The following is a 25,018-nucleotide window of genomic DNA, read 5'->3' as shown; positions in this document are numbered from 1 at the left end:
CTCCAGAACCGTTCCGGATCATGCCGGGAATTTCCCGAGAGGCCGGTCTTTTCCCTCAGCCGTATTCACGGCATAGGTCCCGAAATTAATCTAAGGAACCCGGGTGGGGAGCGGCAAACGGCTTAAGAGCTTTTCTTTCCATGTCCAGGTGGTAGACTCCGCGCAAGGCATTTCACCCATGACAACCACGCGCTCGGGATTCACCAAACTTGCAGCCATCTGCATTGCCATCCTTCTGGGGTCGGTGATCTGGGAATTGGGCTGGCCTTTGGACCGGGCGGAACACGAATGGGCGCGCCTGATTGCCGCCGTGGCCACTTTCGGGCACTTGACGGGCGTCTTGGGTTCCTACTTCCGGAAAGAGATCAACCGGCCGCGGCCGCGGCTGCTTGTTTTCCAGATTGTCAGCTGCCTGCTTATTTTCGCCCTGATCGCGCGGGAGCAGCAGGAAGACAATTTCATGCGTTTTACGGAGCTGTCCCGTCTGGTCATCACGGCGGGCCTGATCGCCATTCCCACATTGATGTCCCTGACCAGAATTTTCGAATGGCTGCTGCGCAAGCAGAAACACGGAAAGCCGCTGATGGCTCCGGCCATGCAGTTCGTCGCCTCCCTGGGAATAGTCATTCTGGCCGGGACCGGATTGCTTCTGCTCCCCAATTCCACCTATCCCGGCATTACCTTGGGCTTTACGGACGCCCTGTTCACCAGCACCAGCGCCGTTTGCGTTACGGGGCTGAACGTAGTTGACTTTGCCAACGTGTTTACGCCGTTAGGGGAAATGTTCGTGCTGGCGCTGATCCAGATCGGGGGGTTCGGCATCATGACTTTCGCTTATTTTGTGGCCATGGTGGCCGGACAGGGCTTTTCCCTGCGCGACCGAGTGCTGCTGACGGACCTGCTGGACGAGGGGAACCTGGGTTCCGTGGTTTCCTTCATCACCACCATCATCGCCAGCACTCTGCTTATCGAATTGTGCGGAGCCGTACTGCTCTATTTTTCCTGGGAGGGGAAGGACATCAACCTGATGGGGGAACCGCTGTGGTGGCATTCCCTTTTCCATTCCGTTTCCGCCTTCTGCAACGCGGGGTTTTCCACGTTCCCGATGAATTTGATGGAACCGGGTATCCGCCTGTGCCACACCGGGCAGGCGGTCATCATGACCCTGATTGCCTGCGGCGGCCTGGGATTCGGCATTTACAAGGAACTCTACGCCCGGCTGGTCAACCGCTTTACGGCCAGGCACCGCCGCCTGCGCATGCAATGGACTCCCTATTTCAGGCTGGTGATGATCACCACCGGCATTCTTCTGGTCGGAGGAACACTGGCGATTTTCACTGTATCCGCCCCACATGCCTCCGAACCACTGGCCCAGCATTTCTGGAATTGCCTTTTCGACAGCGTGACGGCGCGCACGGCCGGATTCAACATCAGCGATTACAGCCGCTACCTGCCTGCCGCCAGCCTGATCATGTGCGGACTGATGGTCGTGGGCGGCAGCCCCGGAGGCACCGCAGGGGGCATGCGCACCACCACCTGCGCCATTGCGGGGGCCGAAATCCTGCGCATTCTCCAAGGCAGGGAGCATGTGGAGTTTTTCCGGCGCCGCATCGACCAGCGGACCGTCGCGCGATGCGTGATCACCGTGGTGGTGTCCTGCGCGTGGATCGGTTGTTTTACCATTCTGATCTGCAGCCTGGAGCCAGCTCTGAGCTCCCTGGATATCTTCTTTGAAAATTGCAGCGCTTTTGCTACGGTAGGCGTGTCGCGGGGCATCACGCCCCATCTGGGCGACCCTTCCAAATACCTGCTTATCATCAACATGCTCGCCGGCCGCGTGGGGCTTTTCGCCTTCCTCATCGCCCTGGCCGGCACCCCCACCCCGCGGCATTACCGCTATCCATCCGTCAAAATCCCGCTAACCTGAATATACCGTTATGAGATACACCGTTATCGGCCTGGGCCAGTTTGGACAGGAACTCTGCACAGAGCTTTCCGCCCGCAATATTGAAGTGGTGGCCGTCGCCTCCTCCGATGAAGAACTGGAGCAGGTCAAGGACCTGGTGACTTACGCCGTGGTGACGGATTATACCAATCCGGCCGCCCTGCGGGAACTGGAGCTGGACGACCAGTCCGCCGTGATTGTGGCCATCGGGGACAGCTTTGAAGAAAACCTTCTTGTTGTGACTCACCTCCAGAAAATGGGCGTGCGCTACATTTACGCACGCGTGATGAGTCCGGTACACGAACATATTCTGAGCCAGATGAACGTTTACGCGCTCATCAACCTGTCCCGCGTGGCGTCCAAGCAGCTCGCCAGCCAGCTGGAGTCCCCCGAATTTCTGCGCGTTTCCCCCATGGATGAAAACCACAGCATTGTGGAAATAGCCGTGCCGCGCATCTGGGTGGGCAAGCAGCTCCGCGACGTGGGCCTGCGCACGGAACACCACCTCAATCTGCTCACCGTACGCCGCGGGGAGGCCCAAACGCCCCAGGGACGCCGTGAAATCCTTTCCATCCCGCGCATTCCCGTGATCGGCACCCCGTCCCCGGACCTCGTGTTCGAGGACCACGACATTCTCGTGCTGTTCGGCAAGGAAACGAACCTGATCGACTTCGCCCAGTTGTCCAAGGGGCTGTAGTCCGGAAACATTTTCCATGGACAGGGGACCACGGCTCAAGCCGGAACCCGCATTTTTTATTGAAACTGCCGCAAGGAATGGAGAATAAGATTCTCCCGGATTATTTGCCGTCTTTTTCCGAATGGCAAATTTCTTAAAAATCATGTATCCCTGCGGATTGGTATTAATGGAAATCCAGCATATCCTCCCGCCTTCAGTAAAAGACTACGGCCAGCGGAGGAGGCAGGTTTAAATAAATTCCGGCAACCAGACAGAGGAAGGATGAACAGTTAACAGATAAAAGCAAGGGATTATTTTCCCGATGCTTCCATGCCCATAGGAGAGAAAGAATTTCTAAAAATCCCTGAATCATCCACAAAAAAATACTGAACGTCAATCCATTGCTTTAAATTCTCAGCTTTCGCAATGTTTCAAATTTATTTCGTCCCATCAGCCCCGTTACAATAAGACGGCATTTTTTCCATCTGCCAGATTCGTATTGTATTCATTCAAATAAAAAACAGGATTTTTTATTGAGTGAATTAATGAACCATATTCGGAGACAATAATTCAATTCTTGTATTTCCTCCGTTTTGTGATCTACAAGTCTGGCAAGATTTTTAATTAAATCAGTAAAATAATGGTATGAGAAAAAAATACGGCTAGTGGTAAAAAATCTCTTCAATTTCTACCTAATATTTAATTCTTCAAAAGCGGTTCCCAGGCGCTTTTCAGAGATACGGCCCTTGACGGAGACGGCAGGCGCGAAGACGGCCAGGCGGTATTCTTCCAGCAGGTAGCCGTACTGCGTCCAGCGCGGGTCTCCGGAATGTTCCGGCAGGGCCTGATGCCAGGGAAGATATACGCGTTCAAAGAGGTCGAGACGTTCGAGCTCTCTGGCAAGAGGCTGCTGGTCGATACGCCTGATGCGCTCCGCGATGCCCTGCATGTACCGCTTCAGGTCCGGCAGGCGCTCCGCTCCATGCGCCCACAGGAAACGGGGGCGGAGCAACCAGTCAAGCTGGCTCTGGAGATCAGCCGTGATGCGCTCCGTATGGCGCACTCCCTGTTGTGCGGCCATGAAGTCTCTGGCAGCATGTTCCGTAGCCGCCACCAGTTCCCATATCTCTGCTACATGATGCGCAGCGTCAAAGAGGTTCTGGCGCAGGTTCATTTCCGCAGCAGCAAATTGTTCCGCCGTGCGCGGCAAGGGGCGTCCCATGGCCATCTCCGCGGAAACGTCCACCAAGTCGTCCGCATTGGTGGACGGCACCTGCCCGAGCGTATGTAGGGAGAGTTTCCCTTCCAGCCTCAGAGGAAATTTCTTGCGGAGATGGTTGAGCTGGTCCGTCTGGCGCAGGCGCATGAAGCGCAAACACCCTTTCCGGTGGGATTCCGCCGCGCGCAGTTCATCCTCAAAAACACGGACGCCCACAGATCCGTCTTCATCCACCAGGGCCACATAACCCGGCCTTCCCGCCACATTCACCGTACGCTCCAAATTTCCGCAGCTCCATTCCTTCATGCCGGTCACGGATACGATGTCCGCCGCTGTTTCCCTGAACCGGCGGGAGAGTTTTTTATCCAGGCGGCCGTTCAGCTCCGCAATGTCCGTACCCATGGCAAGTTCTTCGCCTTCATCGTCGCACACCCAGACTTTTGTAACCAGTTCCGCCGGAAGACGGTTCATGTCAAAGAAGGATGGAGCACAGAACCTCCCTGTTTCCGCTTCCACAAATTCCGCCAGCTTCCGCGCCAGCGGGCCGTCCGGTTCCAGCCCATGCCGCAGTTCGGCAAAGTAGGCGGCTTTCTGGCTGATGGGCTGGAGAAAGACGCGCAGGTCTTTGGGAAGGGTGCGCAGCAGGCATTCCGCCCTCTGGGCCAAATGGCCCGGCACGCCCCACTCCGGCAGCCATTCCGGCACGTCCGGAAGCTGGTCGATGTGGACTCCCAAGGTTACGCCGTCATCTTCCGCGCCGGGGTCATTCTGGTAATAGACGGCGTATTCCGCGCCGTTGCATGAAATTTCATCCGGGAAACCGGCCAGCAAGTCCTTCCCCCAGAATTCATACATGGCTTCCTCCGCGGGAACATGCAGGGATTCCGGGTTCTTTTTTTCCATGCCTGCGGCCCACCGCAAAAAAGCCTTCGCCGTGCAGCAGTCCTGCGGAACAAGGCCGTTGAAGAATTGAAAAACGCCTTCCTCGCACCAGACCTGGTCCGGGCGGCGTAGTTTAAGTTCTATCTGCCGCACTTCCTCGCGGAGCGATTCCAAATGCCGGATGCAGGCGGGCTTCGTGCGGAAGCCACCGCCAAGCAGTCCTTCGCGGATCATGATTTCCCGCGCATGGGCGGGATTGATGCGTCCGTAATGAACACGCCTGTTGTCAATGATACGCAGGCCGCCGCATACCACGCGCTCCACCGCGTAAACCGCACCCTGTTCCTTGTCCCACCGCGCTCCGGAGTAATGGGATTCACAGAGATGGGGAACCACCTGCTCCACCCACTCCGGTTCCAGCCGGGCGGCGCGGCGCATCCACAGGCGGGTGGTGTCCACCAGTTCCACGCCCATGACCCATTCGCTCCGCTTCTTGCGGCGGAACAGGCCGGAGCCGGGAAAAATGCCGAAGGAACGCCCCCCCGCGCTGCGGTATTCCCGGCTGTCCGCATCCCAGAGGCCGAACTGACGCGGCACGCCGGCCAAAATGCTCCGGTGGATCATGGCAAAGGAGGCTTGGCGGTCCGTTTCCTGTTCCAGAGGGGATATTTTACACCTCAAGGTTTCCTTCACCAGCCGGGAGAGGTCCTCCCACAGGTTGAACCATTCCATCATGCGGTTGAAGTTGAGGAAGTTTTTTCCGCACCATTTGCGGAGCTGGTTTTTACGCCAACGCCGCCCTTCCCTGAATTGCCACGCATCTTTCCACAGCTTGAGCAGGGACAGGAAGTCACTGTCTTCGTCCTTCCATTGCGCATGAGCCTGGTCCGCCTTCTGGGCGGCGTCCGACGGACGCTCACGGGGATCCATGATGCCCAGGCCGGCCACGATGACAAGCATTTCAGGCAGGGCCTGTTCATGCCGGGCTTCCAGCAGCATGCGGCCCAGCCGCGGATCAATGGGTAGGCGTGCCAGTTTTTTACCTACGGGCGTGAGCTGCCGGGCCTTGTCCAGGGCTCCTATTTCCCGCAGGGTGCGGTAGCCTTCCGTCACCAGTTTGGAGGAAGGAGGGTCCGGCAGCGGGAATTCCGGCATTTCCGGCAATCCCAGGTCCTTCATCCTGAGCAGGGCTCCGGCCAGGGCGCTGCGCTTGATTTCCGGGTCCGTAAAGTCTGGACGGTCTTCCCAGTCCTCTTCACTGTACAGGCGTATGCAGACGCCTTCGCACACGCGTCCGCAGCGTCCCGCACGCTGGCGCGCGCTGGCCTTGGAGACGGGCTCTACCTGGAGCCTCTGCACTTGGCGCGCGGGGCTGTAGCGGCTGACACGCGCCAGACCGGAGTCAATGACGTAAATGATGCCGGGAATGGTCAGGGACGTTTCCGCCACATTCGTGGCAAGCACGATGCGTCTGTACCCCTGCTCCGGATGGAAGATTCTTTGCTGGTCCTCCAGCCCCAGCCTGGCAAAAAGGGGCAGGATGCGCGTGTTCCTCAACCGGCGGCCTTCCAGTTTTTCCGCCACCTCCCGTATTTCCCGTTCGCCGGGAAGAAAGACAAGCACGTCCCCGCGGTCGTCCAGTGTGTCCAGCCAGTCCACGGCGCGCGCCACATGGGCGGCCAGCTCTTCGTCTTCATGCAAGGGCGGCAAATAGTGCAGGTCCACCGGGTAGGTACGTCCTTCCACCTGCACGATGGGCGCGCCGTTGAAGAATTCGGAGAATCCCCCCGCGTCCAGCGTAGCGGAGCTGATCACCAGCTTCAGGTCCGGCCGCCTGTCCAGCAGGAGCTTGAGATATCCAAGCAGAAAGTCGATGTTCAGGCTGCGTTCGTGAGCCTCGTCCAGGATCAGGGTATGGTACTGGCGCAAGTCCGGATCATGCTGAGTTTCCGCCAGCAGGATGCCGTCCGTCATGAATTTCAAACGCGTATCCGGTCCCGCCTTTTCTTCAAACCGCACCTGGTACCCCACCAGGCCGCCCAGTTCACAGCCCAGTTCTTCCGCCACACGGCGGGAGACGGAAGCCGCGGCGAGCCTTCTGGGCTGGGTGCAGCCCACCCTGCCCGGCCTGTCTCCGGCAAGTTCCATGGCCATTTTGGGAAGCTGGGTGGTTTTGCCGGAACCCGTTTCCCCGACCACCACCATGACCTGATGCTCCCGCAGGGCCGCCAGAATGTCATTCCGGCGGCGGGAGATGGGAAGGTCAGGATAAGTGATGTTCATGGAAGGAAGGGAGAAAAAAACCCTGCAAGACCGTCCTGCAGGGTTTGATGGAAAAGCCGGAAAGGTTTCTTACTGCCGGGGTTTGGGAAGTGCGATGCGGCCGCTGCGCGTCAGCATTTGCACGTTGTAGTCTTCAATAAGGGACAGGAAGCGGTCGATTTTATGCTCGCCGCCCGTAACCTCGATGGTCAGGGCGTCTTTGGTGACGTCCACAATGGAGGCGCCCAGGATCTGGCAGAATTCAATGACTTCATGCCGCGTGGCGGAATCCACGCCGATGCGGGTCAATACCGTCTCCCGGTACACGTTGTCCGTGTTGCGGAAATCCACCACTTCCACCGTGTTGACGAGTTTTTCCAGGTGCTTGATGATCTGGTCCAGGACGTCTTCCTTTTCACGTACGACGATGGTCATCCGTGAAAAGCGCGGATCCTGGCTAGGGGCAACGTTCAACGAATGAATATTGTAGCCCCGTCCACTGAACAAACCGGCAATGCGAGCAAGCACGCCGAATTTGTTTTCAACAAGTACGGAGATGGTATGACGAGTCATAAGTTTAATTTCTTAAAGGTGATATATTATATGCGTTTTTATCTGGCAGTCAAGCCTGTGCCGGGGAATGCCGCAAAATGCGGCGGAAGAGCAAGCGTTCCGATGGGAACCGCAGCGGCGGAATTTAAAGTTCCCTCGGCAAGATGGCATTGTTTTTCGTAGCCGTGGGAATGCGGGGGAGCAGGGTTTTTTCCGACACCGGACGGGCATCCACTTTCACGTTGAACTGCTGTCCGTCACGGGAAACAGTAAGCAGTGCCGGCCCTTCCCGCAGGGCCTTGACCAGTGCTTCCATGGTACTAACGCTCTGGTGGTTTACAGCAAAGACCATGTCTCCCGTCTGGAGGATCTGGCCCACGGATTTTTTTGGGTTCACCTGAATGACCAGCAAGCCCCGTGCGCCAATGGATTGTTCTTCCGCCGTGAGTTCGCGCAAGTGCATGCCCACACCGTCCATGAAGTCCGCCCACGGAGAGGGGGCATTTTGCAGAATGCTGTCACCAACTTTCAGGGTAAGATTCATTTTTTGCCCCTTTCTCCAGATTTTCAACCGGAATTTATCGCCAATGGAAAGGTTTTCTATGCGGTCAAGCACGTCCTGGACATTCAGAATGGGAACTTCATTGAAATTGAGCATGACGTCTCCCGTCCGGAGACCGGCCTGTTCAGCCGGGGATCCGGATTTGACCATGTTCACGACAGCGCCCGTGGCTTCATGATAGTCCAGAAAACTGCGGAGAGGGGGCGTATTGGGTACGATGTCCAGTCCCAGATACCCCCTCATGGGACGGCCATGCACGCATATTTGCTGGAAAGAGTGCTGGACGAGATTGGAAGGAATGGCAAAACCGATACCCGTATAACTTTTTTCCGTATTGGGGAGAATCGATTTGTTGATACCGATGATTTCCCCGCGAATGTTGATGAGAGGCCCGCCGGAATTGCCGGGAAAGATGCTGGCATCCGTCTGAATCAGATCCAGGCCGGAATCCATCAGCTTGCGTTCCCGGGCGCTGATGATGCCGCGTGAAACCGTCGTGCCCAGTCCGTAGGGGTTGCCGCAGGCCAGAACGATCATGCCGGGAGCCACTTTGTCGCTGTTGCCGAAGGGAAGAGGATTGAAGGTCGTCTGGTTGTCCGGCTTGTCCACTTTCAGCACGGCGATGTCCAGTTCCGGGTCCACGCCTACCAGATGTACGGAGACGCTCCTTCCGTCGCTCAGGGTGACCCGCAGGGCATGTTTGTTCTGGATGACATGGTAGGCGGTGATGATGTGCCCTTCCTTGGTGACGATGACTCCGGAACCCAGGCCGTGCACCGCCAGCCTTTTTTCAATGACGGACTGGCCGTCTTCCGAAGGCTGGGTGACATTGGTTACGCCCGTGGTGTCTATGCTGACCAGCACCCGCTCCACGAGCTGCGCCACTTTTGAGTATTCCTCATTGAGCTGATGGAGAGTGGGAATGTCCGTATCCTTCAATTCGGATTCCTGGGCGGTGGTGAATACTTCCGACCGGAAGGAAATGTTCCTTTCCGTGACGCGGCTGTCCCACCTCCAATAAGCCACGGCGACAACGGTCATCATAACCGTCATCATGATGACAAGTAGAGTCCGTGTCCAGATGTTCGATCTCATGAAAATGCCCTGCCGTGGTGATGATCAAACGGTTTTCGGCTTGATCACAAGGGTATGGGAAGGAAAGGAACGGAAAAACTCCGGATTATGCCCCTCATTCCTTTCCCATTGATACTATTTAAGCTTATCTTCTTCAAATGAAAAAACTTTCTAATGACAAATACGTCTTTCAAAAAACCGGATTTTGTGGTATGAACGGGCACGCTTTATGGGCAGTTTCATTCCAGAACAACAGGCCATTCATCTCGTTTTCGGCACGGATGAAGGGATGGTGCGTGAAAAGGCTTCCGGCGTTTTTGCCGCCCTGACGGAAGGAACGAATGAGTTTTCCCATGAAATCCTGGAAGCGGGCTGCGGAGATTCCGATGAAGCGGCCCAAATTGTCCGCCAGGTCATGGAGGCCCTGCGCACACTGCCTTTTTTCCCAGGCCGCAAGGTGGTCTGGATGAAGAATTGCAACTTCCTGGGGGATTCCGTCACCGGCAAGTCCTCTGCCACGGAAGCGGCCCTGGATTCCCTGAGGCAATTGCTGGAAGCCGGGCTGGGTCCGGACGTCATCCTGGTTGTTTCCGCTTCCGAATTCGACAAGCGCCGCTCCTTCAATAAATTCCTGCTCCAGCATTCCGCCACGGCGGAGTTGAACAAGCCGGACATTACCAAGGCTGGCTGGGAAGGCAGCCTGATGCCCCTGGTAAACAAGGAGGCGGCCGCAAGAGGGATGGCCTTCGACCCTTCCGCACTGGAATTGTTCATCCACCGCGTCAGCGAGTCTTCCCGCCAGATTATTTCCGAAATTGAAAAGCTGGATCTTTTCCTGGGAGCGGAACGGCGGACGGTCATGCCGGAGGATGTGGAAAGAATGGTTCCACTCACCCGCACGGGAGTAATTTTTGAAATTTCACGGGCGCTGGAAAACAAGAAGAGCGACACGGCCATTTCCCTGATCGATTTTCAACTGGAACGCGGGGAAAATGCCGTCACCATCATGCGTGCCGCGTTTATTCCGACCCTTAGAAATTTGCTGGCCGCCAAGCTTTTGTGTGATGCTTTCAATTTGAAGCCTACCAATTTCAAGGATTTCACCGCCAGAATTTCTTCCCTGCCCTCCTATGCATCCGCGCTGATTCCCTTGAAGAAGGACGGCACCCCGAATGCCTACCCGCTTTTCCTGGCGGCCCAAAATGCCGCCAAATTCAAGACGGAGCGACTGAAACAGACCCTGAAGGAGTGCATGAAGGCCGACAAGGCCCTGGTTTCCTCTTCTCTTGATCCTCGGCTGGTCCTGCACCGTCTTGCCATTTGTTCAGCATCCTGATGAATTCCTCCACCCAAGCATCTTCCGTGTTCGACGTTCTCGTCGTCGGCGCAGGACACGCGGGCATTGAAGCGGCTTTAGCCGCTTCCCGCATGGGCTGTTCCGTAGCCGTTCTTACCCATAACCTGGACACCATCGGCCAAATGTCCTGCAATCCTGCCATCGGCGGCCTTGCCAAGGGGCATATTGTCCGGGAAATAGATGCTCTGGGCGGCGCCATGGGCCTGAATACGGATGCCACCGCCATTCAATTCCGGATGCTGAACGCTTCCAAGGGCCCCAGCGTCCGCGCACCGCGCGCCCAATGTGACAAGACCGCCTACCGTACGCGCATGAAAAGAGTGCTGGAAACCGCTCCCGGCGTACGGCTGTTCCAGGGAGACGTCGTCAAGCTGCTTGTCAATGGAGAACAACAGGCCGCGGGCGCCGTCACTTCCCTGGACTATACCATTTATGCACGCAGCGTGGTCATCTGTTCCGGCACCTTCATGAAAGGCCTGCTGCATGTAGGACTGCAGCATATCACGGGCGGCCGCATGGGTTGTGCACCTTCCACGCTTTCCTCCGGCTTGGCGGATTTGGGCTTTCAGGTGGAACGGCTGAAAACAGGCACTTCTCCCCGCATCAACGGCAGGTCCATTGATTTTTCCGTCTGCGAACTCCAACCGGGGGACACTCCCCCTGCCCTGTTCAGCTACCGCTCACGCAACCTGCTGAAGCGTTCTTCCGAACCCTATTGTACACTGAACACGTGGGGAGACAAAGATTTCCGGATGGAGCAGATGCCCTGCTGGATCACGTACACCAACCAGACCACGCACGACATTATCCGGGATAATCTGAAATTCAGCCCCCTGTACAGCGGTATCATTGAAGGGATAGGGCCGCGCTACTGCCCTTCCATTGAAGACAAAATCGTGAGGTTTGCAGAAAAAACGAGCCATCAGGTTTTTCTGGAACCGGAAGGGCGCAGCACGGAGGAATTCTACCTCAACGGCGTGTCTACTTCCCTGCCCTACTCCGCTCAACGCGAATTTATCCGCACTATTCCCGGTTTGGAAAATGCCCAGTTGATACGCCCGGGGTATGCGGTGGAATACGACTTCTGCCCACCCACCCAACTTCACCCCACTCTGGAAACTAAGCTCGTGGAGAACCTGTATTTTGCCGGACAGATCAATGGGACTTCCGGATATGAGGAAGCTGCCGCACAGGGCCTGATGGCGGGAACGAACGCCGCCTTGAAAGTTCTCGGAAAGCCTCCGCTGGTTCTCCGGAGGGACCAGGCTTATATAGGTGTCATGATTGACGACCTGGTTACCAAAGGAACGGACGAACCATACCGCATGTTTACCAGCCGTGCGGAATTCCGGCTGCTGCTGCGGCAGGATAACGCGGACCTGCGGCTGGCTCCCCTGGCGTTTGAAAACGGCCTCATCACCCATGATCTGTTCATGGAAACGGAAAACAGGCGGAAGGCTATTGAAGAGGGAATAAAGCAGGCGGCAGCAATGAAATATGAAGGCGTTCCCGTCTCCATCTGGCTCAAGCGCCCCGGAAACGAATGGTCCATGCTGCCGGAAAATATGAAAAAAATGTTCCACGTGGAACATTGGGATGCCATAGCTATAGACATCCAGTATGAGGGCCACATTGAAAGGCAAAAAAAACAGGCAGAAAAAATCGTGCGGATGGAGGAAAAAAATATCCCTGACGATATTGATTACGAATCCGTCCACGCTTTAAAAAAGGAAGCCGTCATCAAGCTGGGTAAAATACGTCCTGCCACCATAGGACAGGCTTCCCGCATTCCTGGCATTACTCCGGCGGATATAGCGCTTCTGCTTGTCTATTTGAAGAAACGGAACAGATAAACAGCATTCGCGTTACTTTTTCCGCGTGAAATTTCCTGTCTTGGAAATCTTCAGCACGCGAAGATAAAAATCATTGTGCTTGTTGATCTATAGAAAACGACATATGATCATTACATCATGCGGTACGTTCTGGCCATTTTGCTGCCGCCTTCCATGGCACTGGCTTATGGAGGATGCGGAAGCTTTACCCTCAATATCATCCTTTGCCTTGTCGGATACATTCCCGGCATGGTCCATGCCATATTAATTGTCCTGCAGAAAGAAAGCAACGACAGGCACCAGGCAATGATGAAAGAGATGGTCAAATGGCAGGCTCACCAGGATCTGAAACGGAATTCCAGAAGAAAAACGGAAATAGTCTGCCGTAAAAAGGAAGATAACGTTACAGCATCCGGAGACAAAGCTTCCTGTTATTGATAACGCACTTCACCCCGGATGCACACGTCGTCTCCAAACATCTTTGCAGACGGCTTTACAAGATGAGCTTCACGCTCCAGGAAATCCCCTCCTTCCACTCCATCAACACCGCCGCCCGTAATGACGGGAGCATAAAACCCCACCCATTCATCCACCAGCCCGGCTTTCAAAAATTCCTTCATCAGAACACCTCCAGATTCCAGCAGAAGGGAGCTTATCTTTCTTTCCGTGTACAAATTTTGTAACAATTCCAAATAATTGGATACATTCTCTACGATCAGGGTGCGGTCGCGAAATTCATCCGTCAGGCAGATGGAATTTTTCGGGATGGAAGCGGCATTCCGGGTCAGGATAATGCGCCACGGTTGTTCCTTAAGGGGAGAAACGGGTTTTTCCGGATTCCTGATCGTCAAAGACGGATTGTCCATGCGCACCGTGTTTCCTCCTGTCATGACAGCTTCACATTCGGAACGGAGCGTATGCACAAAAGACCTAGCCGCTTTTCCGGTCAGCCATTGGGAACGTTCCGGACTGCGGGAAATATGTCCGTCCAGGGACATGGCGCTTTTGGCGATTACCCAGGAACGGCCTTCCATCATGTTCAGACGGAAAGCCCTGATCAAAAAGTCACATTCCTTTTCCAGAACTCCCCGGGTAACTTTAATGCCCGCATTCTTCAAGATTTCCGCGGCAATTCCCTTGTGACCGGGATTGGGATCTTCCGAACCGTAAACTACTCTCTTGAAACCGTGTTTTATAATGGCTTCCGTACAAGGGGGAGTTTTTCCCGTCGTGCTGCACGGTTCCAATGTAACGTAAAGGGTGGAATCCGGAAACAGCCCGACATTGCCTTTGGCAATACCGTCGGCAATGGCATTTCTTTCTGCATGGGGGAGGCCAGCTTTTTCGTGAAATCCGGAGCCGATGATCTGATCCTTGTGAACGATGACCGCGCCCACGCAGGGATTGGGGCTGGTCAGTCCGAGCCCTTTTCCGGCAAGTTCAATGGCCAGTTTCATCCAGCGGGCATCCCGATCCTCTGCGTTCATGGGGACCTTGTATCATGGATCATGGAAAAAGGACAATAGAGATGTGCGTTGAAGAGTATTAGATTTAACAATATTTAAATTCCTTCTTCTTCTACCCTGTGGCAATTGTGAACAACACTGGTTCCGCGTTTAAAATGAGTGTGGTTTGTCTTTTTTTAAATGTGAATAAATTCCGTTAACAGGAATGTGAATAATGTCCGAATAAGTTATTCACAGATTGTTCACCCGTGATTCACTATTCCTTTCACACAGTTATTGCCTGAAGAGGTCACTCCGGGCACCGACTGCATTGCTCTTGCAGAAAGTACGGAACAGGGAATATCATTCCTGCATGCGGATTGCCAGATTGATTTATATTCCTGAGAGGGATCTCACTTTTCCGGCAACGGGTCCTGAAAGGCCCTTCCACGCGTTTTCCGTGGCCGGGACAAGCATCGGTGCGTATTGTGCCTTACAGCTCCGGGAAGCGGGCTTTGAAGCCGTTTTGGGACCGGAAGAGGAAGAGCGCGGGAGCGGGGATGGAGCTGTGGAGGTGTCCATGCATGATTTTTCACCGGAGGCTGCTGTGTGGCTGGCGGATTACGGACTGGGGGAATGCGAGCTAAGGAATGCGGAGGGTTGTTTTCTGGCGGGGAAAGGGGCTCCGGGAGTACGGCGGAGTTCCTTGAAAAGGGATATGGCCGTGGAGCGGCTGGTATATCCGTGGGATCTGCTGGACTGGCAGGAGAGAGTGATGAGGGGAATGGAAGGAGATGGCGGTTTCATAAAAGACGGCGCGCATGTTATGGGAACCTTGCGGCTTGGGAGGGATTCCGCAGTGTTGCCCGGCGTGGTGGTGGAAGGCTGCGTATGGGTGGGAGACGGTTGCAGGGTTGGTCCGAATTGCTATTTGAGGGGATATGTTTCTTTGGGAGACAGGTGTGTTGTGGGGCAGGGCGTTGAGTTGAAGAATTGCATTGTGGGGGACGGGACGTTTATTTCTCATTTGAGTTATGCCGGGGATTCCATCATCGGAAACGATGTCAATTTTGGCGCGGGAACGGTTTGTTCCAATTTCAGGCACGACGGGGCGGAGCAGCGGATGATGGCTGGAGGGAGGCTGGTAGAAACGGGAAGGAACAAGCTGGGAGCCGTCATTGGAGATCACGTCAGGTTTGGAGCCAATACCGTTGTACTGCCGGGACGAGTGGTTTCCCCCGGAACATGGACCATGCCCGGCGAAGTTTTCCGGTAGGACGGTTTTCCGGAACCGAACACATGGTTTGCCCGTGAACGGGGGTATCCTGAGTGGAAACCCACAAAGTTTTTTGTTTCATTCAAAGATTTCCGGAATGAGTACGGATGAAAAAGTTTTTACCACTTTATATCTTTCCGTTTCCTGCATTTGCGAAAACTTCTGTCCGAAAACCTTGCTGAAGCTGCATTTCCAATGCTCCGGCGAACCGGAAATGCCGGAGACGCACGGCTTGTGGAACAGACTTTTAAGAATGCTTAAATAATCTCAAAAAACGCACCATGCAAGATATGCCCTTCAAAATGGAGAATTACTATATATGGTATGCTTTTATAAAAAATACTGCCAAATATGCCGATTTGACGGAGAAAGAACTTGAAGAGAGGGAGGCATTTGTGAGAGGATGCGAGGCAGATAAAAGCACAGTCACATGAAGTTTACTATTTCCAAGCAAGTATTTCTGGATGGCCTGAGACAGGTAGTCAGTGTGGTGTCTTCCAAGACGACGCTGCCCATTCTTTCCAATGTAAAGATTGAAGCTGAAAACGGGCAGGTGCGCTTTACTGCAACCGACCTCGACGTCTGCATCACGGGCGTGGTGCCTGCCAACGTGGTGAGGGACGGTACGGTTACCCTCCCCGCCAAAAAGCTGGTGAGCATTATCAGCGAACTTCCTGAGGCGGAAGTGCAGGTGGATGTCAACCAGCGCAACCAGGCGACTGTGGAATGCGGCCGCTCCCAGTTCAAGTTGAACGGCCTTCCGGCGGACGAATTCCCCGAGCTTCCTTCCTTTGAACAGGCAACCGTGTACCAGGTGGAGCAGAACCTTCTGCGCGACTGCATCCGCCGGACGGAATACGCTATTTCCACGGATACGACCCGCTACGTGCTCAATGGCATTTCCCTTTCCTTCCGCAACGGGAAGATGACTCTGGTGGCTACGGACGGCCGCCGCCTGGCCCTGGCGGAAACTGCTCTGGATTTCCCGGAAGAACAGCAGCTGGACGCCATTCTGCCTACCAAGGCCGTAGGGGAACTGAGGCGCCTGCTGGATGAAGTGGGCTCCGTCACGATCCGTTTCACCCGTAACCAGGCTGCTTTTGAAATCAACGATACGTTGCTGATCAGCAAGCTGATTGACGGCAATTACCCGAATTACCGCCAGGTGATTCCGACGGACTGCAAGGAAAGCATCGAACTCCCCTGCGGAGAATTGCTGGAAACCGTGCGCCGCGTCTCCCTCCTTTCCGTGGACAAGAGCACGAACATCAAGCTAAACTTCCGGGAAAACGAGCTGGAAGTGGCATCCAGCGCGGAAGGCGTGGGTGAAGCGCACGAATCCGTGACCATCACTTATTCCGGCAGGCCCCTTTCCATCTCCTTCAATCCGGACTTTTTCATGGCCCCCCTGAAAACCATGCCCGGCGACACGATGATCACGCTGAACCTCATTGATGAAATGAGCCCGGGCGTGCTGAAGATTGGCGATGAGTTCCTGTACGTGCTCATGCCGATGAGATCTCCCAACTGATTTTGACTGGCACAAAATCATTCATACAAAGGGACAGGCGCCGTGGAAACATGGCGCCTGTTTTTTATTGTTTGAAAGTGAATGGAATGGATATGTTATTCACATGAATGTTCTACGTGGAACATTTTTCATTTTCCCGGATGAGATGAAGTATGGACCTGGAGAAAATAAAAAGCCAACACCTTCCTTTTCCCAGTGGCAGAACAGGCATTTGGAACGATTATTCGCTCAGCATGCCCGGAGCGGCAAACAGGTCCGGAGCAAGATGCACGGGATATTTGCCGGAGGCGTGAAGGGCGGCTTCCCGTACGGTGGGCAGGGAGGAGAAACAGGAGGAATCCACATCCAGAATATTGCCGTCTTTCAACTTTATTTTAAGTCCCGGCTTGTTTTCCTGGTTCGGCGTATATCCTATGCTTTCAATGGCTTCCCAGGGAATTTGCCTGCGCGTGATTCCGTTGCCCCATGCGATGAAGACGGACGTGACAGTCAGAAAATGCGGCCTGCCGAGGATGACGGGAAGCCACAGGCAAATTAGAACCGCAGCCAGTGGAAGAACCCACCAGCCGGCTCCAAAAATGCCCCATGCCAGAGCGCACCCCAGAGTGCCGTAGAGTTTTCCGGCCAGGTGATAACTGTGGTAGGAATAATAAGTGTTCATGAGTTGCGAAGCCAATGAAACGGATCCGGCAGGAATGTTGAGTTTTCAGCCGTACTCTATACGATACTCTTCCGGCTTTCCGAACGCAAGAGGATAAGTCAGGAAAGGGAGTCCAGCAGTTGCTCTGGAATGATTCCCCCGGAACGGACCAGGGACAGGAAATATTCCTCCGTTTCCGGAGGAGGCGGAAACAGGCCGGGCTTTCCGCGGCCTGCGGCCAGTTCCACGGCGCCCTGGTTGTGAAGAGCCAGGGAAGAATCAATATAGCACATTTGCGTGGGATCGGGCAGGATGAAGTTGAGGGGACGCCCTTCATTCAGAATGCGGTTTTTCGGGATGGATGGCCCCCATTCGTCTTCCACACCCATATTCGCCAGCAGAACACCGGAGGAGCAGGGCAGGGCGGGATCAATCAGATTTGACAGGGCATGCCGCCTGCCGGTGGCCGTGACGGCGCAGAAGGCCTGTTTTACCGCGTGGCTGAGAGCTGCGCCATCCGTCGCGCGGAGAAAGGAAACGGACGGGGAAGGAAGGCGTTTTTCTTCTATGTCCGCCACAATGACGCGCATCCGGTTGTTCAGGGCATGCAGGACGATGCCTCGGCCCACTTTCCCATACCCGATGACGACAAGTGTTTTCCCATGCCAGTCATCAAATCCCAGGGAGGCCAGGGCGCGGAAGAAACTTTCCCCGGTGCCCAGGCAGGTTTCAATCTGTTTGATTTTCCCCGCATCCACCATCCAGACGGGCTGCGTACATCCCACATAATGTTGCGCACCGGACCGCGTCAATTCCACATAACCGCAGAGGCTGGGGACATGGGAAAGGGCGCCCGCACAATCCAGGACGACATCGTAAGGACCTTCGGTCCGTTCCGCGCCTATCACGGGAATTCCATAGGCCGCCAGCAGGAGAAGGATTTCCGGATCATGGGGCATGACCCGGGAGACGGCCACCGTCAAATCCGCTCCGGCCGCCAGCAGGGCGGCGTATTTGGCGCAGGTGTTCCGGAATACAGGGGAGGCGTCAATCACCCGACATCCTTCCAGCGGGCGGCTTTCCAACCATCTTTTATACTGGTCGAGCAGCACGGGGAGTTCTTTTTCCCGGTAAAAAGAAAAAATGTCTTGGAGAATATGTGCCGGAGTCACAGGCATGGCAAAAGTGTACGGATTCCATGGAAAAGGAGCAATCTTTCTCCTTCTGGTTTTTCACATGAAAAAATTTGGCAAGTGCGCAGCATTTGTTTGACGCTTTGCAGAGTGTAAGAAATTCGAATGAGACCTGTTTCTGAAGACATGAGTATTTTTCTTTCCCCTACGAGAATCTTTTGCATAAGAATTTAGTTGATTCTCATACCTGGTTTTCCTTTCTTCTTATTTTATCTAACAAATAGAAAATATTTATGTCCATGGCATGGAGAAGCTGATCATAAAAATGATATACTTATTTTTTGATGGAAAATATTCACCATGATTTCATAAGCAAACAGAAATTTTCAAATAAACTTTATTGACACTGGATCTGAATAATACTACTGGGGAAATGATCATAGAGAACTGCCCTCCTCTCATTTCATTATTAATCCCAACACCTTAATACCTTATGAACACACCCCATCGTTTTTCCTCCGGCCATCATTCTTCCGTTCCTGTTTACCGCAAGTGGTACTTTGGTTCCGGTGCAAAACAGTCCGGCTCTATTCGCGGTGTGCGGTCATCCGGTGCCCCGGAGCCCGATCCGCTGCCGTTTGAACCAATCCACGAAAAAGACAACCATAAAGTAGGTCCTCCCAGCACCTCGGCGGACGGGTACGACACCTACGGCACTTTCACCATTCCGGAAGGAGCCGATGGCAAAAAACTTTACGGCACCTGCTCGCTCTTCCTGGGGGTGGACGACTGGGGGAGCCTGGAGGTGAAGGACTCCGGCGGCAAGGTGGTGGCGCAGGTGGACCTGAAGAAAAACTCGCAGACGGAAGGCGAGCAGGGCGGCCACAAATACCACACGGGCACCGGCGGGGCGCAGCTGCCTTCCGGCACTTACAGCTGGGAAGTCAACCAGACCAACATCGACTACAAGCCTGAAAGCGCCAACGTCTCCATCTGCAACTACAGCATCGACGTGGTGCCGACGGAACCGGGCGGCCAAAAGAAACCCGATCCATGCCCGTGCGAGGGAGACACGTGCGACCATAGCGGCGGAACGCCGCCTTCCCCGTCGCTGGCCCGGTCGGGATCCGCGGCGGGTGTGAGAAGCAGTACATTGGGAGATTATTCCTCGGCAGGGTGCAGCGTGACGGCGGAAAGCACGGCCACGCTGATGTACTGGTCGTGCAACTTCGGGGCATTCAGGGGACTGGGAGGCCTTCCTGCGGGCCGGGTGGAACTGAGGGGTGAGGAAAGTGTGCAGGGCCTGGAAAACCCGTCGTCTCTGGCTTACAACCATCCCTTGAACAGCCGTCTGGACGTTCCGGAAGGAGGCATTGTGCCCGGAGTGCGGTTTAATCTGATCCAGGGAGACCGGGTGATTGCGATGCGCTGCTACACCAACGGGTCCGTGCTGCCCATCGGGGTGGACACGTCGGGCGGCGGGCGTGCGGCGCTGGCCACGGTGGAAGGACAATCCTGCTTGCGCTGGGTGGTGGAAGACGGCAGCCAGTATCTCTTCTCGGCGGAAACAGGAACGCTTCTCTCCTACACCACGGCGGACAGGCAGGTCATCTCCAATGCCGCCACTTATCTGGACGTCAGGCATGCCCAGGACGGCTCCATCAGGCAAATCTGGAATCTGTGGGACGGCCTGCTCAACGTGGAAGATGTCACGGCTACGGGCTACACCATCGCGCTCTACACGCCGGGGCAAATCACCGGAACGGACGAACAGGGATTTTATACCGTTACGGGCGTTCCCTTCAAAACATTTGTCCTCTCCCTTTCCACGGACGGCCAATTCACCATCACGGAACAAACGCCAGCCAGGCAGCCCTATGCCGTCACGTGGTGGAAAAACGGCCTGGCCTGGAACATGCGGAAGGGAACGGGGGAAGACGCGACTACAACCATCCGCACGCGCACGGAGGTGGAAGCGGAAGACTCGGTCTGGCAACTGGTGACGGAAGTTTCCAAAGGGGGCATCATAGCGGCGCGCACCTGCGCCATCTACCAGACCACGGACGTAGGAGACCTGTTGCTCACTCAAGTGGAAGGCTACCAAAGTCCGGAGGCGCAAACTACGCAATACGCCTACGACCAGTGCGGGAGGCTCAAAACAGAGACCGCTCCGAACGGCAGCCAGATCCACTACGCCTATGACTTCTACGGCCGCCTTCTTACCCGCGACGAACCGTGGGCGGAAAGCGGCAGGCGCATCACGCGCTACACCTATGCGTCTTCGGGAGAAGCCGACTTCAACGACGAACCGGCCTCGGAAACAGTGGACCTGCTTCCGCTGGAAGGGCACATCAAGACGCTGACGACCACCACCTGCAAGTACACGACGGCCAACCACGTCAAAAGGACGGAAAAGCGGGTCACGGGGCTGGGCGTCACGGGCACGCGCCTGACGGCTACGGAACAATGGCTGGCCGGGGCTCCCGACGTCTACGCCCGCGGACGCACCCGGATGACCCGGGAAGTCAACGGCGTGCAAACCTGGCACGACTACGCGGCTACGACGGAACACGGAGCCCTCTACACGGAAACGGTGGAAACGCGCGTCAACGGGGAAGCCGTACCGGGACAGAGCACGCGCACCACAACGTGGATCACGGCGGAAGGGCAGCGCGTCAGGGAGGAAAGCCACGTTCTGCTCAGCAGCGGGGAATGGGTCATCACAGACAGCTCCTCTTACGAATTCGACACGCAGAACCGATGGGTGAAGCGAACGGGGGGCAACGGCCGGGTGACGCAGCGCGAATTGATGTGCGACGGACGCCTGCTGTGGAACATTGATGAAAACGGCGTAAGGACCGACTACACATACGACACGGCGCGCCAACTGGTGGAAACCACTCGCTCGGCGGTGATGGACGGGGAAACCGTCATTACGCCGGAAACCATCACCACCTACACCCGGGATGCGGCGGGACGCATCCTCTCCACGCGCCGGGATACGGGGGCCATGACGACCCAAGAAAGCTCATTGTATAACCTTCTCGGCCGCACAACAACCACCACCGACGTCCTGGGCCGGATCACTACCTACGCCTACAGCCAGGACGGTTTGACGACGACGCAAACCGTTCCCTCGGGAGCCACATTCATCACGCGCCATGCACCGGACGGAACGGTCCTGGAAGAATCCGGTACGGGACAGCGGCATCTGGCTTACTCCATTGACTTGGCCAATGACGGTGTGCGGACCTTCACGAAAGCCGTGTCCGGTGAAACGGAAACCGAACTGCAGCGCAGCATTGTCAATGGAATCGGGGAAACCCTGCGCACGGGCGTCCCCAACACCGTCGGCGGAGTCATTTACACGAGAAACACCTACAACGCCAAGGGACAGCTCACCAAAACACAGACGGATGCGGGCAACGCGGCCACGACGATGGCCCCGACCCTGTGGGAATACGACGCCTTCGGCAACAGGACGAAAGAAACCTGGAAGCTGGCCGATCCGGCCACCGTGTCCAACTCGCGCATCACTACGTGGAGCTATGGAGCGGAACAGGCGGAAGATGGCGTGTACCGTGTCGTCACGGCGACCAGGAACAACGGCCAGGGCACGACCTATGACGAAACGCAAAAGGAACTCATCTCCAGCCTCTCTTCCACGCTGGAAAGCAAAACCATCGCTACCGATCCCAGGGGAAATATATCCACGCAGTGGAGCGAATACGGAGCGGGCGCCCTGCGGACGCAAAAGAGCGCCGTTCCCACCTCGGATATCACGGGGATTATTCACGCAGTAGAAGAATTCATCATAAGTTCGACAGACTACGCAGGACTAATGAGTACGGCATCCCGAACGTATACAGAAGTGGGAATCGTCTACACCAATACGGACGGACGGGGTAACACGACTACGACGAAGACCGACATCGCCGGGCGCACCGTTTCGGTGACGGACGCGGCGGGCAACACGACGACCACCGCCTACAGCCCTTACTTCGACCAGCCTTCCGTGGTCACCAACGCTCTCGGGAACACGACCTGCTACAGCTACGACCTCCGGGGCCGCAAGACGGCGCAATACGGCTCGGCCACCCAGCCTGTCCTCTTCGGTTACGACGAGGCAGACAGAATGGTCAGCCTCACCACCTTCCGGGAGGACGCGGGCGACATCACCACCGATCCCGCGGGACGCACGGACGGAGACCTCACCACCTGGAGCTACGATGAAGCCACCGGGCTGGTTCTGCGCAAAACCTATGCGGACGGCACCCATGAGGATACGACTTACAACGCCCTGAACCTCAAATCAACGCTCACGGACGCGCGGGGTGTGGTCACCACCTGGGGCTACAACCTGAAAAAAGGAGTCAACACCTCCGTTTCCTACAGCGACGCCACGCCCGGCATCCAGTACGCCTACAACTACCTCAACCAGCTGACCCGGGTCACGGACGCCTCCGGTACGCGCACCATCGCCTACAACCAATACAGCGAACCGGACACCGACAGCATCACGATAGGGGGAGCTCTCTACCAGCTCCAGGAAAACTACGACACTTACGGCCGGTCCTCCGGCTATACCTTGAAGCAGGGAACCGACGTCCTTCAGGAAGTCAGCCAGGGCTACGCAGACGACGGACGGCTGGCCAGCGCCGGAATCATGCACGGGGGAGAAGAACAGACATTTGCCTACGGCTATCTGGCGGGAAGCAGCCTGCTTTCCAGCCTGGCGATGCCCAACGGCATCGTCAGGGAACTTTCTTACGAACAGCGGCGTGACTTGATTACCGGAATGAACTGCCGGCTGGGAGAAACCGGGCTGGTCTCCCGCACCCAGAGCTGCGACGCACTGGGACGCCCGACTGCCCGCACCCGGCAGCGGGGAACCGAAGCTGCCCGCAATGACAGCTTCAGCTACAACGGCAGAAACGAACTCACCGGAGCTTCCCTGGGAACCGCTCCCTACGGTTACAGCTACGACAACATCGGCAACCGCAAGACGGCGCAGGAACTGGCCGAGGAACTTACCTACGCGGTCAACGAGCTCAACCAGTACACCAGCATCACCAACTCCACTCTCAACTCACCACTCTCAACCCTGGAACAGCCCTTCGTTCCGCAGTACGACGCCTCGGGCAACCAGACTCTCATCAAAACATCAACGGGTATCTGGACGGCCGTGTACAATGCGGCCAACCGGGCGGTGAGCTTCACAAGCCAGGACGGAAACATAGTAGTGGAATGCGGGTATGACGATCAGGGGCGCCGCTACATGAAGAAAGTAACCGTCAACGGAACGGTCGCCAGCCATGAACGGTACCTGTACCGCGGCTACCTGCAGATAGCTGCGCTGGACATGCTCAACAGCCGGAACGTGCTTCGGACACTGTTGTGGGATCCTCTGGAAGAGGTAGCCACGCGCCCCCTGGCCCTGGTGCGAGACAATGCCCTATACTGCTATGGCATTGACTTCAACAAGAACGTTACGGAGGTGTTTGATGAAGAGGGAAGTATTGCGGCAGCTTATGACTACTCTCCCTATGGACAGGTTGCTTCCACGGGAGACCTTGTCCAGCCGGTGCAGTGGAGCAGCGAGATGAACGACGGGGAACTGTCCCTGGTCTATTACAATTATCGTTATTACCATCCCTCAGACGGCAGGTGGATCAATCGCGATCCCATCGCCGAAGAAGGGGGATGGAATCTCTATCTTTCAAATGGTATAACATATTTATCGGATTATATAGGGCTTAACAGATATATTACACATTTTGATATAGCAGGGTATGGAGGATCTGGAACAACAACACTACATGTTGGAGTAGCAGTAGATCAATGGATTGAAAAAGAGGGGAAATATATTAAGAATGGAATTGTAACATATGATTTTGCGGCTGTTTTAACAGAGAAAACGGGGTTTTGGTGTTCTGTTGGGAATATTCTGAATTGCATATCTTCTATTGTAATTGCAAAAGGAAAAATTGTATCATCAGAAGGTTTAAATCTTGAATCTCCCATTACAATGAATTCATCTCCATGCCAAGATATCGAGATGCTTTCTAAATTGAAGGAGGATGAAGCAGATCCGCCATTATATAACTTGATATTCAGTAGTTGTATAATATGGTCTAGTAAGGCTGCAGCATATGGAATGGATAAACCAGGAATTGGGAAATGTTGCAATCCGGACGGAACAATATTTAAATCCAATGAATAAATTATCTAAAAATCCGTTAACATACATTTTAGTTTTTTTTATTTTACTGTCATTATTTGCGATACATGACTATGCAGTAGTATACTGTAAAATGCAAAATTTGATTGTAGATAGCGTATGGAAAAATATTCATATATTTATTATTTTTCTAATACTATTCTTTTATATATCTTTGTTATTTTTATCAAACAGAAAAGTAAGAAAGTGTGTAATTATTAGCATTTTTATATTATTATTATTGTTTCTATTTATGACATTAACTGTAGTTTGTATACCCTAATAAGTCTGGAATTATACTCGTAATTTTTTACTTATTATTTATATAAAAACAGATGAAAAAAATGCTTATCAAAAATTTTATGAGGCAGCGAAACGATATCAAACGCTGAAGAAAAAGACATATTCAAGT

At 54.8% G+C, this 25,018-nt stretch carries 15 protein-coding genes; 9 read left to right on the top strand and 6 right to left on the bottom strand.

The window, feature by feature from the left end; genetic code table 11:
* Nucleotides 1–178 precede the first annotated feature (178 nt).
* Entirely contained in the window at nucleotides 179–1,927 is a 1,749-nt protein-coding gene (locus tag OQH67_RS05075; RefSeq protein WP_215435582.1) for a TrkH family potassium uptake protein, read from the top strand.
* Nucleotides 1,928–1,937: 10 nt separating this feature from the next.
* On the top strand, nucleotides 1,938–2,642 hold the full coding sequence (locus OQH67_RS05070; protein ID WP_215435583.1) for a potassium channel family protein: 705 nt from the start codon (nucleotides 1,938–1,940) through the stop codon (nucleotides 2,640–2,642).
* A gap of 667 nt (nucleotides 2,643–3,309) precedes the next feature.
* On the opposite strand, the gene hrpA is transcribed toward OQH67_RS05070, so the two are convergent.
* Complete coding sequence (gene hrpA / locus OQH67_RS05065) at nucleotides 3,310–7,005, bottom strand: ATP-dependent RNA helicase HrpA (RefSeq protein WP_215435584.1); 3,696 nt, start codon at nucleotides 7,003–7,005, stop codon at nucleotides 3,310–3,312.
* A 69-nt stretch (nucleotides 7,006–7,074) separates the two neighbouring features.
* Nucleotides 7,075–7,557, bottom strand: coding sequence for an acetolactate synthase small subunit (gene ilvN, locus OQH67_RS05060; protein WP_067569564.1), 483 nt, complete (start codon nucleotides 7,555–7,557; stop codon nucleotides 7,075–7,077).
* On the opposite strand from ilvN, the gene OQH67_RS05055 reads away from it, so the two are divergent.
* A complete protein-coding gene (locus OQH67_RS05055; RefSeq protein WP_215720087.1) occupies nucleotides 7,462–7,719 on the top strand; it encodes a hypothetical protein in 258 nt (85 codons plus the stop codon). The genes ilvN and OQH67_RS05055 overlap by 96 nt on opposite strands.
* Here OQH67_RS05055 and OQH67_RS05050 read toward each other — a convergent pair.
* The gene (locus OQH67_RS05050) at nucleotides 7,682–9,142 is read right to left on the bottom strand and encodes a trypsin-like peptidase domain-containing protein (RefSeq protein WP_215458904.1); all 1,461 of its coding nucleotides are present in this window, start codon (nucleotides 9,140–9,142) and stop codon (nucleotides 7,682–7,684) included. The two genes, OQH67_RS05055 and OQH67_RS05050, sit on opposite strands and share 38 nt — an antisense overlap.
* 259 nt (nucleotides 9,143–9,401) lie before the next feature.
* Here OQH67_RS05050 and holA point away from each other — a divergent pair, with 259 nt between their 5' ends.
* The 3 genes from holA (at nucleotide 9,402) to OQH67_RS13120 (ending at nucleotide 12,799) form a co-directional block, all read left to right on the top strand.
* Complete coding sequence (holA, locus tag OQH67_RS05045; RefSeq protein ID WP_215435586.1) at nucleotides 9,402–10,508, top strand: DNA polymerase III subunit delta; 1,107 nt, start codon at nucleotides 9,402–9,404, stop codon at nucleotides 10,506–10,508.
* Nucleotides 10,508–12,382 carry a tRNA uridine-5-carboxymethylaminomethyl(34) synthesis enzyme MnmG gene (gene mnmG, locus OQH67_RS05040; protein WP_215435587.1) on the top strand — a complete coding sequence of 625 codons (1,875 nt, stop codon included), beginning with the start codon at nucleotides 10,508–10,510 and terminating at the stop codon, nucleotides 12,380–12,382. Before holA ends, mnmG begins: the two co-directional genes overlap by 1 nt.
* A gap of 117 nt (nucleotides 12,383–12,499) precedes the next feature.
* Complete coding sequence (locus tag OQH67_RS13120) at nucleotides 12,500–12,799, top strand: YqaE/Pmp3 family membrane protein (RefSeq protein WP_215435588.1); 300 nt, start codon at nucleotides 12,500–12,502, stop codon at nucleotides 12,797–12,799.
* Here OQH67_RS13120 and ribD read toward each other — a convergent pair.
* Nucleotides 12,793–13,848: a bifunctional diaminohydroxyphosphoribosylaminopyrimidine deaminase/5-amino-6-(5-phosphoribosylamino)uracil reductase RibD gene (gene ribD, locus OQH67_RS05030; RefSeq protein WP_215435589.1), complete on the bottom strand. Its 1,056-nt coding sequence runs from the start codon at nucleotides 13,846–13,848 to the stop codon at nucleotides 12,793–12,795. The genes OQH67_RS13120 and ribD overlap by 7 nt on opposite strands.
* 418 nt (nucleotides 13,849–14,266) lie before the next feature.
* On the opposite strand from ribD, the gene OQH67_RS05025 reads away from it, so the two are divergent.
* Entirely contained in the window at nucleotides 14,267–15,082 is an 816-nt protein-coding gene (locus OQH67_RS05025; RefSeq protein ID WP_215435590.1) for a DapH/DapD/GlmU-related protein, read from the top strand.
* A gap of 430 nt (nucleotides 15,083–15,512) precedes the next feature.
* Nucleotides 15,513–16,613 carry a DNA polymerase III subunit beta gene (gene dnaN, locus OQH67_RS05020; RefSeq protein ID WP_067569578.1) on the top strand — a complete coding sequence of 367 codons (1,101 nt, stop codon included), beginning with the start codon at nucleotides 15,513–15,515 and terminating at the stop codon, nucleotides 16,611–16,613.
* Nucleotides 16,614–16,833: 220 nt separating this feature from the next.
* Here the strand turns inward: dnaN and OQH67_RS05015 are convergent, their stop codons facing one another.
* Complete coding sequence (locus tag OQH67_RS05015) at nucleotides 16,834–17,274, bottom strand: hypothetical protein (RefSeq protein WP_215435592.1); 441 nt, start codon at nucleotides 17,272–17,274, stop codon at nucleotides 16,834–16,836.
* Between the two features lie 98 nt (nucleotides 17,275–17,372).
* Nucleotides 17,373–18,431 (bottom strand): Rossmann-fold NAD(P)-binding domain-containing protein, encoded by a 1,059-nt coding sequence (locus OQH67_RS05010; protein ID WP_215435593.1) that lies wholly within the window; start codon nucleotides 18,429–18,431, stop codon nucleotides 17,373–17,375.
* Between the two features lie 448 nt (nucleotides 18,432–18,879).
* On the opposite strand from OQH67_RS05010, the gene OQH67_RS05005 reads away from it, so the two are divergent.
* Nucleotides 18,880–24,609: an RHS repeat domain-containing protein gene (locus OQH67_RS05005; protein ID WP_265145677.1), complete on the top strand. Its 5,730-nt coding sequence runs from the start codon at nucleotides 18,880–18,882 to the stop codon at nucleotides 24,607–24,609.
* The last annotated feature ends 409 nt before the right edge of the window (nucleotides 24,610–25,018 follow it).

This window comes from Akkermansia biwaensis, assembly GCF_026072915.1.
Lineage (GTDB): Bacteria > Verrucomicrobiota > Verrucomicrobiia > Verrucomicrobiales > Akkermansiaceae > Akkermansia > Akkermansia biwaensis.
This window is presented reverse-complemented; position numbering and strand designations above follow the sequence as displayed.